Annotated in this window: 13 protein-coding genes; 8 read left to right on the top strand and 5 right to left on the bottom strand. The window is 67.1% G+C overall.

Annotation, left to right across the window (positions count from 1 at the left end; all coding sequences use genetic code 11):
• Nucleotides 1-93 precede the first annotated feature (93 nt).
• From ACLBYD_RS24355 to ACLBYD_RS24340, 4 genes are all read left to right on the top strand, one after another.
• Nucleotides 94-1,305: an amidohydrolase family protein gene (locus ACLBYD_RS24355; protein ID WP_447818436.1), complete on the top strand. Its 1,212-nt coding sequence runs from the start codon at nt 94-96 to the stop codon at nt 1,303-1,305.
• Nucleotides 1,292-1,717, top strand: a complete 426-nt coding sequence (locus tag ACLBYD_RS24350) for a nuclear transport factor 2 family protein (RefSeq protein ID WP_447818435.1) — start codon at nt 1,292-1,294, stop codon at nt 1,715-1,717. Before ACLBYD_RS24355 ends, ACLBYD_RS24350 begins: the two co-directional genes overlap by 14 nt.
• On the top strand, nt 1,714-2,802 hold the full coding sequence (locus ACLBYD_RS24345; protein WP_447818434.1) for an acyl-CoA dehydrogenase family protein: 1,089 nt from the start codon (nt 1,714-1,716) through the stop codon (nt 2,800-2,802). Before ACLBYD_RS24350 ends, ACLBYD_RS24345 begins: the two co-directional genes overlap by 4 nt.
• 68 nt (nt 2,803-2,870) lie before the next feature.
• On the top strand, nt 2,871-3,605 hold the full coding sequence (locus ACLBYD_RS24340; RefSeq protein ID WP_447818465.1) for an acyl-CoA dehydrogenase family protein: 735 nt from the start codon (nt 2,871-2,873) through the stop codon (nt 3,603-3,605).
• Between the two features lie 2 nt (nt 3,606-3,607).
• On the opposite strand, the gene ACLBYD_RS24335 is transcribed toward ACLBYD_RS24340, so the two are convergent.
• Both ACLBYD_RS24335 and ACLBYD_RS24330 read right to left on the bottom strand, forming a co-directional pair.
• Complete coding sequence (locus ACLBYD_RS24335; RefSeq protein WP_447818433.1) at nt 3,608-5,074, bottom strand: aminotransferase class I/II-fold pyridoxal phosphate-dependent enzyme; 1,467 nt, start codon at nt 5,072-5,074, stop codon at nt 3,608-3,610.
• Between the two features lie 32 nt (nt 5,075-5,106).
• A complete protein-coding gene (locus ACLBYD_RS24330; RefSeq protein ID WP_447818432.1) occupies nt 5,107-5,556 on the bottom strand; it encodes a nuclear transport factor 2 family protein in 450 nt (149 codons plus the stop codon).
• 86 nt (nt 5,557-5,642) lie between these two features.
• Between ACLBYD_RS24330 and ACLBYD_RS24325 the strand changes: the two genes are divergently transcribed.
• Entirely contained in the window at nt 5,643-6,410 is a 768-nt protein-coding gene (locus ACLBYD_RS24325; protein WP_447818431.1) for an SDR family NAD(P)-dependent oxidoreductase, read from the top strand.
• 139 nt (nt 6,411-6,549) lie between these two features.
• On the opposite strand, the gene ACLBYD_RS24320 is transcribed toward ACLBYD_RS24325, so the two are convergent.
• Genes ACLBYD_RS24320 through ACLBYD_RS24310 form a run of 3 tightly spaced genes read right to left on the bottom strand, consistent with a single transcriptional unit; the run spans nt 6,550 to nt 9,491 of the window.
• On the bottom strand, nt 6,550-7,341 hold the full coding sequence (locus tag ACLBYD_RS24320) for an enoyl-CoA hydratase (protein ID WP_447818430.1): 792 nt from the start codon (nt 7,339-7,341) through the stop codon (nt 6,550-6,552).
• Nucleotides 7,334-8,509: an acyl-CoA dehydrogenase family protein gene (locus ACLBYD_RS24315; RefSeq protein ID WP_447818429.1), complete on the bottom strand. Its 1,176-nt coding sequence runs from the start codon at nt 8,507-8,509 to the stop codon at nt 7,334-7,336. The genes ACLBYD_RS24320 and ACLBYD_RS24315 overlap by 8 nt, the downstream gene beginning before the upstream one ends.
• Entirely contained in the window at nt 8,493-9,491 is a 999-nt protein-coding gene (locus ACLBYD_RS24310; protein ID WP_447818428.1) for an acyl-CoA dehydrogenase family protein, read from the bottom strand. The genes ACLBYD_RS24315 and ACLBYD_RS24310 overlap by 17 nt, the downstream gene beginning before the upstream one ends.
• Before the next feature lie 179 nt (nt 9,492-9,670).
• On the opposite strand from ACLBYD_RS24310, the gene ACLBYD_RS24305 reads away from it, so the two are divergent.
• The 3 genes from ACLBYD_RS24305 to ACLBYD_RS24295 are packed head-to-tail and all read left to right on the top strand — an operon-like array spanning nt 9,671 to nt 12,301.
• Complete coding sequence (locus ACLBYD_RS24305) at nt 9,671-10,321, top strand: TetR/AcrR family transcriptional regulator (protein WP_447818427.1); 651 nt, start codon at nt 9,671-9,673, stop codon at nt 10,319-10,321.
• Between the two features lie 46 nt (nt 10,322-10,367).
• Entirely contained in the window at nt 10,368-11,183 is an 816-nt protein-coding gene (locus tag ACLBYD_RS24300) for an acyl-CoA thioesterase (RefSeq protein ID WP_447818426.1), read from the top strand.
• A gap of 38 nt (nt 11,184-11,221) precedes the next feature.
• The gene (locus ACLBYD_RS24295) at nt 11,222-12,301 is read left to right on the top strand and encodes an NAD(P)H-dependent amine dehydrogenase family protein (protein ID WP_447818425.1); all 1,080 of its coding nucleotides are present in this window, start codon (nt 11,222-11,224) and stop codon (nt 12,299-12,301) included.
• Nucleotides 12,302-12,319 lie beyond the last annotated feature (18 nt).

The raw sequence follows: 12,319 nt of genomic DNA, 5'->3' as shown, positions 1-12,319 counted from the left end.
GATTGACGCCGTCCGGGGTTGTATGAAAACCTCGTAATCAAGATAGAGAGTGGCATTCTCGTGATGTGTCGCTCTCCGATGAAAGGACGAGCGATGCTGACCCTGAAGGCAGCCGGACTGCTCGACGTCGACACGGGCGAGATCGTCCGTCCGGGAATCATCCGCGTCGACGGCGACCGCATCGTCGGAGTGGGCGGAACCCCGGAAGGGGACGTCATCGACCTCGGCGACCTGATCCTCATGCCCGGATTGATGGACATGGAGGTCAACCTCCTCATGGGCGGACGCGGCGAGAAGCCCGTCTACTCGACGGTCCAGGACGACCCGCCCCTGCGCATGCTGCGTGCCGTCGGCAACGCCCGCCGCACCCTGCGCGCCGGATTCACCACCGTCCGCAATCTCGGACTGTTCGTCAAGACCGGCGGATACCTGCTCGACGTGGCCCTCGGAACGGCCATCGACAAGGGCTGGGTGGACGGCCCGCGCGTCGTCCCTGCCGGCCACGCCATCACCCCCACCGGTGGCCATCTCGACCCCACGATGTTCGCGGCGTTCGCACCCGGCGTCCTCGACCTGACGATCGAGGAGGGCATCGCCAACGGCGTCGACGAGGTCCGCAAGGCGGTGCGCTACCAGATCAAGCACGGCGCCCAGCTCATCAAGGTGTGCGTCTCGGGCGGCGTCATGTCGATGACCGGATCCGCAGGTGCCCAGCACTACTCGGACGAAGAGCTGCGGGCGATCGTCGACGAGGCCCACCGTCGCGGCATGAAGGTCGCCTCGCACACGCACGGCGCCGAAGCCGTGCGACACGCGATCGAAGCCGGAATCGACTGCATCGAACACGGATTCCTCATCGACGACGACACCATCGACCTCATGGTCGAGCGCGGAACATGGCTCGTGCCCACCACCCGCCTCGCCGACGCGATGGACACCTCTCACGCGCCGCCGGAACTGCAGGCCAAGGCCGCCGAGATGTTCCCCAAGGCACGCACCTCGGTGCTCGCCGCATACAAGGCCGGCGTGAAGATCGCCGTCGGCACCGACGCGCCGGCCATCCCCCACGGCAAGAACGCGGACGAGATCGTCGCCCTCGTCGACCGCGGGATCCCTCCCCTCGCGGTGATCCAGGCCGCCACGATCAATGCGGCAGAACTCATCGGCGTCGACGACCGCGGTCGCCTCGCCGAAGGTCTGCTCGCCGACATCATCGCCGTCCCCGGCGATCCCACCGAAGACATCACCGTCACCCAGAACGTGCGGTTCGTGATGAAAGGCGGAAAGGTCTATGTCCACAACTGACCGTTCGATCACCGACGACCTCGTCGAGATCAACCAGCTGCTCGCCCGTTACGCGGTGAACATGACGAAGAACGACGTCGAAGGCGTCGTCTCGGTGTTCACCCCCGACGGCACCTACAGTGCCTTCGGCGACGCATTCCCCCTCGACCGCTTCCCCGAGCTCGTCGCGGCCGCACCGAAGGGCCTGTTCATGACGGGCACGGCCCTCATCGACATCGACGGCGACACCGCGACCGGCACCCAGCCGCTGTGCTTCGTCGAGCATTCCACGCACGACATGCGCATCGGCTACTACAACGACACCTACGCCCGCACGGCCGACGGCTGGCGTCTGCGCACCCGCGCGATGACCTTCATCCGCCGCAGCGGAACCCACGACTCCGGCATCCCCCACGCCTTCGAACCGGCATGAACGTCACCGAGTTCAGGACTGCCGTCCGCACCTGGCTCGACGAGAACGATCTGACCCCCGGACCGGATCACTCGTTCGACGCGCAGGTCGAACAACTCGCCCGCGTGCGGCGGGAACTCTACGACGCGGGCTGGATGCGCTACGGCTGGCCCGAGGAGGTCGGCGGAGTCGGCGGCGAGGCCGTCCTGCGTGCCGTGCTCGGCGAGGAGGTCGCGACCCGCGCCCTCGCCGAGCCGGGCATCTACTCGATGATCGAGGTGCTCGCGCCCACCATGATCTCCTACGCGCGACCCGAACTCGCCGCGGAGATGGTGCCGAAACTGCTCCGCGGCGAGGAACAGTGGTGCCAGGGCTTCTCGGAACCCGGCTCGGGCAGCGACCTCGCGTCGCTGTCCACCCGGGCCGAGCAACGCGGCGACGAATGGGTGATCAACGGGCAGAAGGTCTGGACGTCGCTCGCCCAGTTCGCCTCCCGCTGCGTGCTGCTCACCCGTACCGCGCCGGGGCACAAGGGCATCACCGCCTTCTTCATCGACATGGACACCCCGGGCATCACCGTCCGGCCGCTGCGCACGATGCACGGCGTCGACGAGTTCGCCGAGGTGTACTTCGACGACGTCGTCGTGCCGGCCGACCGCATGCTGGGCAATCCCGGCGACGGCTGGAAGCTCGCGATGGACCTGCTGCCGCACGAACGGTCGACGTGCTTCTGGCACCGCATCGCCTACCTGTTCACCCGGCTGGATCGCCTTGTGGGCGAGACCGATTCGACGGCCGACGACGAACTCGGCGCGGCCTACCTCGCGCTGCACACCGTGCGGTGCCGGTCGCTCGCCACCCAGCAGCGACTCGCGTCGGGCGCACCCCTCGGTCCCGAGACGTCCGTCGACAAGATCCTCCTCGCGACTGCCGAACAGCAGTTGTTCGACACCGCACGGGATCTGCTTCCCGGCGTGCTCGAACTGTCCGACACCGAATGGCGGACCGAATTCCTGTACTCGCGTGCGGCGACGATCTACGGCGGCACCGCCGAGATCCAACGCAACATCGTCGCGCGCCGACTTCTCGATCTGGGGGCGGAGTGACGACCTACAGCACTGCACCGGCATCGGATTCGGACCTCGGCCTGCTCGAGGACGCACTGCGCAGGACCATGGAGAGCACGACCGGCGCCGCTCTCGACGCGGCCCTGGTCGACCTGGGCTGGCACGACATGCTCACCGAGATGCCCGACGACACGATCCCCATGGTGTTCCGGCTGCTCGGCGAGACCGGCGCGCACGCCCCGGCGATCAACGACATCGTGCTCGTCGACGCGGGTCGTGAAGCCGGTGGGGTCGTACCCCTCCCCTACACCGGCGGACAGTGGATCGTGTGGGCACGTGCGGACCGGGACACCACCGCACTCGACGCGGAACTGCCGATCGCGACGGTCGGATCCGGTGATCCGGTGCCGGTCGCGGCGGCACGTCGTGCGCTCGGCTGGTGGCTGGTCGGAACGAGTCGGGCGATGCTCGACCTGGCCCGCACCCACGCTCTCGACCGCACCCAGTTCGGCAAGCCCATCGCCGGCTTCCAGGCAGTGCGGCACCGGCTCGCGGAGACGTACGTCGCCGTCGAGGGTGCGGAGGCCACCCTGCGCGCGGCCACCGACGAACTCGGTTCTCTGCTCGCGAAGGCCGCCGCGGGTCGCGCGGCGATCATCGCGGCGCGGCACTGCCAGCAGGTCCTCGGCGGTATCGGCTTCACCGCCGAGCACGACCTGCACCGGCACATCAAGCGGGCGCTGGTGCTCGACGGCCTGTTCGGCAGTTCACGCGAACTGACCCGTGAAGCCGGCGCGATCATCCGCGCGGAAGGTTCGGCTCCCCGCCTGGTCCACCTCTGAGATCAGCCCTCGACGACCACCCGGAACTCGTCGAGGGAGCTGTCGGTCGCGTCGGGCACGTTCATGCCGGCACCCACACCGCTGTGGAGATAGTCGACGACCGCGCGGTCGAGCCGCTCACCCGGTACGACCGCGGGGATTCCCGGCGGGTACGGCGTGAGCTGTTCCGCCGCGATGCGACCGACGGCGCGGTCGGCGGAGACCATCTCGGTCCTGCCGAAGAACGCGTCGCGCGGAGACATCACCGATTCGAGCTGCAGTTCGTCCGGAGTCGGCAGCTCGATCCGGGGCGGCGGATCGAAGGACTCCGCCGCCCGGGACAGGGCCTCGAGCGCGGAGACGAGCCGATCGGCAGTCTCCTCGTCGTCGGACATGGACATCGTGGCGAGGATCCTGCGGTGGTCGGTCATACCGACGTCGAGACGACAGTTCTCCCGAAGCCAGTCGGCGCACTGATAACCCGAGACGCCGAGTTCGTCGAGGTCCATGAGCACCTGGAGGCGGTCGAGATCGTGCGAGGCCTCGTCGCCGAGCAGCCGGTCGTCGAGGACGAAGACCCCGTCGATCCTCTCGATGCGTTCGCGTGTGGTCCGGGCCAGGTCGAGCGCCCTGCCGAGCAGTTCGGTGCCGTGCTCGACCATCTGCCGCCGCCATCCGTCGATCGCCGAGTAGATCAACACGTTGGGGCTGGTGGTCATGAGCAGGTCGGCGCAGTCCGACAGGTGGGAGGCGTCGACCAGGTCTCCCTGCACGTGGTACACCGAGCCCTGCTCGAAACCGGCACCCATCTTGTGCACACTCACCACGCAGACATCGGCTCCGGCATCCATCGCCCAGGTCGGCAGGTCGTCGTGGAAGGGCAGGTGCGCGCCCCACGCCTCGTCGACGATGAGCGGCTTTCCGCGTTCGTGGCAGACGTCCGCGATGCCCGCGATGTCGGCGCACGTCCCGTACGGGCTGGGGCTGACGATCAGTGCACCGGCCGCATCGGGGTACTTGTCCCACATTTCTCGGACCTGCTGCGGTGAGGGTGGATGGGAGAAGTGCATCTCCTCGTCCCACTGCGGGGTGATCCAACGCGGGGTGACACCACTGAAGATCAGTCCGGCGACGATCGACTTGTGCGAGTCGCGTCCGAGCAGCAGACCACCGGGATCGTTGCCGGCGACGGCCATCATCGCGGCCTTGACCGACAGGGAGCTTCCGCAGGTCGAGAAGAAGGCCTGCTCGGCTCCGACCGCCTCGGCCATGAGTTCTTCTGCTCTGCTCAGATATCCGTTGCGCGTCAGACGGTCGTCGAGGCCACCGGAGGCGAGGACATCCGCACGGAACGAGTCCCGCCCGAGCACTTCCGCGACGCGTTCGTCCACGCCGCGGCCCTGCCGGTGTCCCGGCGGGGAGAAGCCGTAGCGGTCGAGCCGGCGGTATTCCTCGAGAGCGCTGAGCAACGGGGTTTCCGACTGGTCCATGCCTGTCGGTTACCCGCGCCTGCGATCTGCAATCAGCTCGATCGGTGCGCCCCGTTCTTCGACGGGTCGGGATGGTTCGAGAACCACAGGCTCTCCTCGGTGAGGCGACAGCTCTTCCAGCCCTCGGAGGTCCGCACGACCTCGTGGTGGTAGTTGCCCCCGCAATAGGTCAGGCCGTCGACGCCGGGGAGTTGCATGGGGTTGTAGAACATCGCCCGTACAGTCGCACGGTCGCCGTCGAGGTCGACCTCGACGTTGGTGACGAAGTGCTGCGACATCGGCAGGTACGACAGCGCCTTCTGCAGCTGCGCGAGCACTTCGTCCCTCGGTCCGGGCTGGTATCCCACGGAGCTGTAGTCGAGATGGGCGTCCTCGGTGAAGACCGATTCCATCTTCTTCCAGTCCCTGGTGTCCACCGCCGTCGCATAGCGGTAGAGGAGTTCGGTGATGGCGTACTTGTCGCACAGCTCGTCGGGCGTCATGAGACTCCTTCGACTTTGTCCGGAATTTCATTCTTTCAGAAGAGAACCACCTTTCCAAGACCCTTGTTCTGAGGCATGATCCGTATATGGGACAACTTGACTCTCTTCACGATCTGAGCGGGAAAACCGCTGTCGTAACGGGTGGTTCGCGTGGCATCGGCCGCGCCATCGCCCAGATCCTCGCCGAACACGGCGCCGACGTCGTCGTCGCCTCCCGCAAGCTCGACGCGTGCGAACTCGCCGCGAAGGAGATCGAGGCATCGACCGGCAGCAAGGTGCTCCCCGTCGCCTGCCATGTCGGGCAGTGGGACGACTGCAATGCGCTCGTCGACACGACCCTCGACCATTTCGGGCGCCTCGACATCCTCGTCAACAATGCCGGAATGTCGCCGCTCTACCAGGATCTCGGATCCATCACCGAAGAGCTGTACGACAAGACCTTCGGCGTGAATCTCAAGGGCCCGTTCCGACTTGCGGTCCGTGCCGGCACGTACATGGCGGAGCACGACGGGGGGTCTATCGTCAACATCGGCACCGCCGGGTCGCTCACGGCGAGTGTGCGCGAACTCCCCTACGCATGCGCGAAGGCCGGCCTGAACGCCCTCACGGTGGGCCTGGCGGAGGCCTACGCCCCGAAAGTGCGTGTCAATTCGATCCTTCCGGGTCCGTTCCGCACCGACCTGTCGAAGGCATGGGCTCCGCCGGAAGGCGAGGAGGCATCCTTCGTGCCGTTGCGTCGCATGGGCCGGCCCGAGGAGGTCGCGCCGCTCGCACTCCATCTGGCCAGCGACGCGTCGAGTTTCACCACCGGCGCGATCATCCGCGTCGACGGTGGTGTCACCCGCAAGGTCTGAGACACACGCGTGTGAGACCGCCTCCGGGATTCGGAGGCGGCCCCACACGTAACTGCGTTGTCCATCGGCTACCGGAATCGCCATGCGCTACAACAATTGCCGCGGCGAATGGCGAAAGCGGTAGCGAATGCCCCGTGCGCTAGCGGATGTTGTCCTTCATCTCGTCGAGATTCATCAGGACCGGCCATCCGCTGTCACTGAGGGCGTTGCCGTGGCCCGTCTGGTGGATGTCGAAGACCGACTGGATCGCGGCATAGAAACCCTGCACGTCGAGGGTCTGGTTGACGGCCCGCTTGGCCTGCCGCAGCCCGAAGGGGTGCATCTTCGCGATCTGCTCGGCGAGCGTGCGTACTTCCGTGTCGAGATCGGCGCGGGGCACGACGCGGTTCACCATGCCCGTCTGCTCCGCTTCCTCCGCGGTGACCGGCCGGCCGGTGAAGAGGATCTCCTTGGCCTTGCGCGGGCCGAGTTCCCAGGTGTGCCCGTGATATTCGACGCCGCCGATACCCATGAGGACCACGGGATCGGAGAACGACGCGTCGTCGGCCGCGACGATGAGATCGCACGGCCAGCACAGCAGGAGGCCACCGGAGATGCACCGGCCCTGCACCGCGGCGATGGACGGCTTCGGGATGTTGCGCCACCGCAGCGAGTACTCGAGATAGCGCCGGGATTCGTTGCGGTAGATCATCTCGAGGGTGATCTTGTCGGGAACCGGCTCCCCGCTGCGGAGATCGTGCCCGGCCGAGAAGTGCTTGCCCTCGGCGCGGAGCACGATCACCGAGACCTCGGGATCGTCGCCGGCGCGGGTCCAGGCGGCGTCCAGTTCGTCGAGGAGGGCGCCGTTCTGCGCGTTGGCGACCTCCGGCCGGTTCAGCGTGATCGTTGCGATCCGGTCCGCGACCTCATAGAGGATGTAGCCCTCAGCCACGGGGCAACCCCAGGACGCGTTCGGCGATGATGTTGCGTTGGATCTCCGACGTGCCACCCGCGATGGTGCCGGCGAAGCTCCGCACGAACCTCTCGAACCAGCTCGACGAGAAGTTGTCGAGATTCCACGGCACATACGCCGACGTAGTCGCCGGATGGACGAGACCGTCCTGGCCGGACGCGTCGAGGGCGTGTTCGGCGGCGGTCTGAACCGCCTCGGAGCCGAGTAGCTTGAGTACCGACAGGGCGGGAACGTCCTGCGCTCCGCGGGATTCGCGGACGAGAGCTGCCGAGCCGAGCAGCTTCAGTGCCTGGTGGTCCATCACGAGTGTGGCGTAGCGGTCGCGGTCGAGCGCCGTGTGAGGTCGGAAGTCCTCGACGAAATCCTGCAGCCGGTCCGCGAAACTGAGCCACAGCAGGGTGCGTTCGTGCCCGAGCGATCCGTTCGCGACCGACCAGCCGCCGTTCAGCTCGCCGATGAGGTTCTCGGCGGGCACACGCACGTCGGTGAAGAACACCTCGTTGAAGTCGCGGTCGTCGCCATCGGCGACCGACGGGAACGGTCTGCGGACGACGCCGGGCAGATCGGTGGGGATGAGCAGGACGCTGATCCCCTTGTGCTTCGGCGCGTCCGGATCGGTGCGGACGAAGGTCAGCAGCACGTCGGCGTCGTGGGCACCGGAGGTCCACACCTTCTGGCCGTTGACGACGAAGTGGTCGCCGTCGCGCACCGCCCGGGTGCGCAGGGAGGCGAGGTCGGATCCTGCACCGGGCTCGCTCATCCCGAGGGCCGCGGTGATCTCCGCACGGAGGATGGGCACCGCCCAGCGCTGCTTCTGTTCCTCTGTGCCGAACGACAGCAGCGAGGCTGCGATGATGCCGAGACCCTGCGGGTTGAAGCTGTGATAGATCCGCCGCTTCGACAGTTCCTCGAGGTGGACGTACTGCTGCAGGATCGTCGCGTTGCGGCCACCGAACTCGGGCGGGTTGCCGGGCAGCAGCCAGCCGTGGTCGAACTGGACCCGCTGCCAGCGGCGTGCCCATTCGGGGACGTCGGCGCTCGATCGGGCGCGGACGATGGCCTCGGACGGATCGGGCAGGTGCTCGTCGAGGAAGGCCACGAACTCGGCGCGGAACTCCTCGACGTCGGAATCAAACGAGAGTTGCACGGTACTCCTCGGCGATCAGTGCACGGTGGTCCGCGGCGGATCCGAGCATGTGCTCTCCCGCACGGGCACGCTTGAGCGCGAACTGCAGGTCGTTCTCCCAGGTGAAGCCCATGGCGCCGAACAACTGCAGACCGTTGCGGAAGACCGTCGACTGGCATTCTCCCGCAGCGGCTTTGGCCATGGAGGCGGCGAGGCGACGACGCGGGTCGTCCTCCGCGATCGTCAGTGCGGCGAAATACGCGAGGGCGCGGGCACGTTCGACGGCGACGTGCATGTCGGCAGCACGGTGCTTGACGGCCTGGAACGACCCGATCGGCACACCGAACTGCTGCCGGTTGCGCACGTGGTCGAGTGCGAGATCCAGGATGCGGCGGCAGGCACCGACCATGGTGACGGCGAGTCCTGCGAGGGCGACGTGGCGTGCCTTCTCCACGTCGATGTCGGTGTCCGGGTCCGTCTCGACCCGCACGTCGTCGAAGACGATGTCGGCCAGGTGCAGGACCGGGTCGAAGGCGGAGGTACGGCGGGCCGACACCTGGTCGGCCCGAACGGTGAACACACCTGCCTCGGTGACGACGGCGATGTCGTCGGCGCGGTCGCCGTCGAGTACGCGGTGTGCGGTGCCGCTGAGCAACCAGCCGTCCGCGTCGCGCACGGCGGAGACACCCTCGTAGACGGCGGCGCCCGCGCGATCCGGCTGGGTCCGGCCGGCGACAAGCGGGGCGAATTGGGTGGTGGTGGCAAGGAAGGGGGTCGGGTCGGTTGCCCGGCCGAGTTCCTCCAGGACGATCGCGAGCTCCACCGCGGCCTCGGACTCGACCAGTTCCGTCCATCCCAGGCCCACATAAGTCTTCCACAACGGGGCCGGATCGGCGCCGTTGTCGACGACGGTGCGGACGAGTGTCGACGGGCATTCCTTCGCCGTCACTTCCCGGACGGTCTTCTGCCACAACTGCTGATCGGAGTCGAACTCGAAAAGCATTCCGACTTGCCTCCTTCCTGGCACTGAGCCTGGTATCGCGATGAGAATAACATTCTCTTTTCGAGATAGTAATAGTCTCGAATCGGCGTGGGAAATGGAAGGACAGTCCCGCAATGCGTCCCTACCCTCCGGTACAGTGCTCCTATGTCCACCCCACGCGACACAGGGCGATCCCGGCAGTGACGGGCCCCAGCGAAGAACCGGCCTGGAAGCAACGCGCAGTCGAGCGCTCCATCCGGACCGCCAAACTGCGCGCCGAGCAGCGCGTACAGCGCTTCCTCGACGCAGCGCAGGCGATCATCACGGAAAAGGGCAGCACCGACTTCACGGTCCAGGAGGTCGTCGACCGTTCGAAGCAGTCGCTTCGCAGCTTCTACCTGCAGTTCGACGGTAAGCACGAGCTGCTGCTGGCGCTCTTCGAAGATGCCCTGAGCCGCTCTGCCGATCAGATCCGCGCCGCTGCCGCCGGCGAGAAGGCCCCTCTCGACCAGTTGCGCGTCGCAGTGGAGCTGTTGTTCGAGTCGTCCCGTCCCGACCCGACGGCCCAGCGGCCATTGTTCACCGATTTCGCGCCGCAGCTGCTGCTCACCCACCCTGCCGAGGTGAAGGTCGCGCACGCACCGATGCTCGCGCTGTTCACGGAGCTGATGGAGAAGGTCGACGCCGAGGGCAGCCTCCGCGAGGGGCTGAACCCGAAGCGGACGGCCGCCATGACGATGCAGACCGTGATGTTCATCGCTCAGTCGAGCGGAGGCGACGACAGTACGACCCGTCCCATCACGGCCGACGAGGTCTGGAACTTCTGCTCGCAGGGATTCGCCGCCCGCTGACGAGAACACCATTCTCAAATCGGAGTAGTTCACTTACACTCGGCTCGTGACCGAGTTGTGGAACGACCTCCTCGCCTGTCTCGATCTGCGCTCGTCCCCCGTGGACGAGGAGCGCCCCGAGTCGGTGGTGTTCGAGGGCAGCAATCAGCACCTCGAATACCACCGGCTCTTCGGGGGCCAGCTGCTCGGTCAGTTCGTGCGTGCCGCCGAGCTGACCTGCCCCGAGAAGAGCATCAAATCCCTGCACACCGTCTTCGCCCGTGAAGGACGCGCCGACGAGCCCGTCCGCTACGAGATCACCCGCCTGCACGAGGGCCGGACCTTCGCCACGTTGACGGCGGTCGCGCGCCAGTCGAAGGGCGTCCTCGCCACCGCATCGGTGTCCATGCACGTCGGCGAGGACGGCCCCGAGGTGCAGACCGTGCCGTCCGTACCCCAGGTGTTCGACGAGAGCACGCGCGCCCCGTTCTCGTTGATCCCGTGGGAGACCCGCGCAACGACCGACCTCGAGGATCGCGGAGTCTCGGCGCCCGAGTTCGAGATGTGGATGCGCACCCCCGAGGTCGACGAGGCGTATGCGCCGGCGCTGGCCGCCTACGCCACCGATCTCAACCTCATCGGCACCGCGCTTCTTGCCGTCGCCGGTTTCGACCACACCGGCAACGGAACGGCGTTCACGTCCGCGGTCACCTCGCACAATCTGTGGTTCCACCGCCCGTTCCGCAGCGACGACTGGTTGCTGCTGCGTCAGCACAGTCCCCTCGTCGCCCACGGACGGTGCTTCGGCCGCGGCGACCTGCTCACCGAGAAGGGTACTCTCGTCGCCTCTTTCGCCCAGGAAGCCCTGCTGCGCCTGCCCTGACGGTTCTTCCCACGAACACCGATCGAGATCGAGGTGTCATGCAACGACAGTCCGCCCCCGACAATGCCGTCGTCGAGACTCCGACACCGCGCCTTCTGCGCGTGGTGCAGTGGGCGACCGGAACGATCGGCACCCGCGCGCTGCGCGCAGTGATCGACCACCCCTCCGTCGAACTCGTCGGCGTGTACGTGCACAGCGACGACAAGGCCGGTCGCGATGCGGGTGAGTTGTGCGGACGCGACCCGGTCGGTGTGCGCGCCACGAACGACGCCGACGAGATCATCGATCTCGGGGCGGACTGCGTGCTGTACATGCCGTTGCTGTTCGACCTCGACGAAGTGTGCCGAATCCTCGCCTCCGGCACGAACATCGTCACCACCCGTGGAGAGTTCCACCGCCCGGCGGGTATGGATCCGGTGGTGCGCGAAGCCGTGGAGGCCGCGTGCGCACTCGGCGGTACGTCGATCCACAGCACCGGCAGCAGTCCCGGTTTCGTCACGGAGGCCGTGCCACTCGTGCTGACCTCCATCCAGCGGAGAATGGACCACCTCGCCATCGACGAGTACGCCGACCTCTCCCAACGGAACTCCCCCGGAATCCTGTTCGACGTCATGGGATTCGGCAGTGATGCAGGAGAGTTCGCGGACGTCCGGCTCGCCCACGTGGAGTCCAATTTCGGACCGTCGCTGGCCGCCCTGGCCGACGCGCTCGGCCTGCCCCTCGACACCATCCGGACCACGGGCGAACTCGCCACGGCACGCTCGACGGTCACCATCGCCGCGGGCACGATCGAGGCGGGAACGGTGGCCGCGCAACGCATCACGGTGTCGGGTATCCACGACGGCCGCGAGCTGATGCGGTTCCGTCCCACCTGGTACTGCACGGATCAGCTCGATGCCGATTGGGACCTGCACGCGACCGGCTGGCACATCACCGTCGACGGCGACGCGCCCCTCGACATCGACATGCGTTTCCCCATCCCGCTCGAGCGGATGAGCGAGATCTCCCCGTCCTACACCGCCAATCGCGCGGTGAACTCGATCGCGGCGGTGTGCGCGGCGCGGCCGGGGATCCGGACGACGGTCGAGTTGCCGCTCGTCGTCCCGGTTCTGGCCTGAGTCGACGAACGTTGGCGC

Source organism: Rhodococcus sp. C26F, assembly GCF_053345925.1.
The sequence above is the reverse complement of the archived record's forward strand: the minus strand, read 5'-3'. Positions and strand labels throughout refer to the sequence as shown.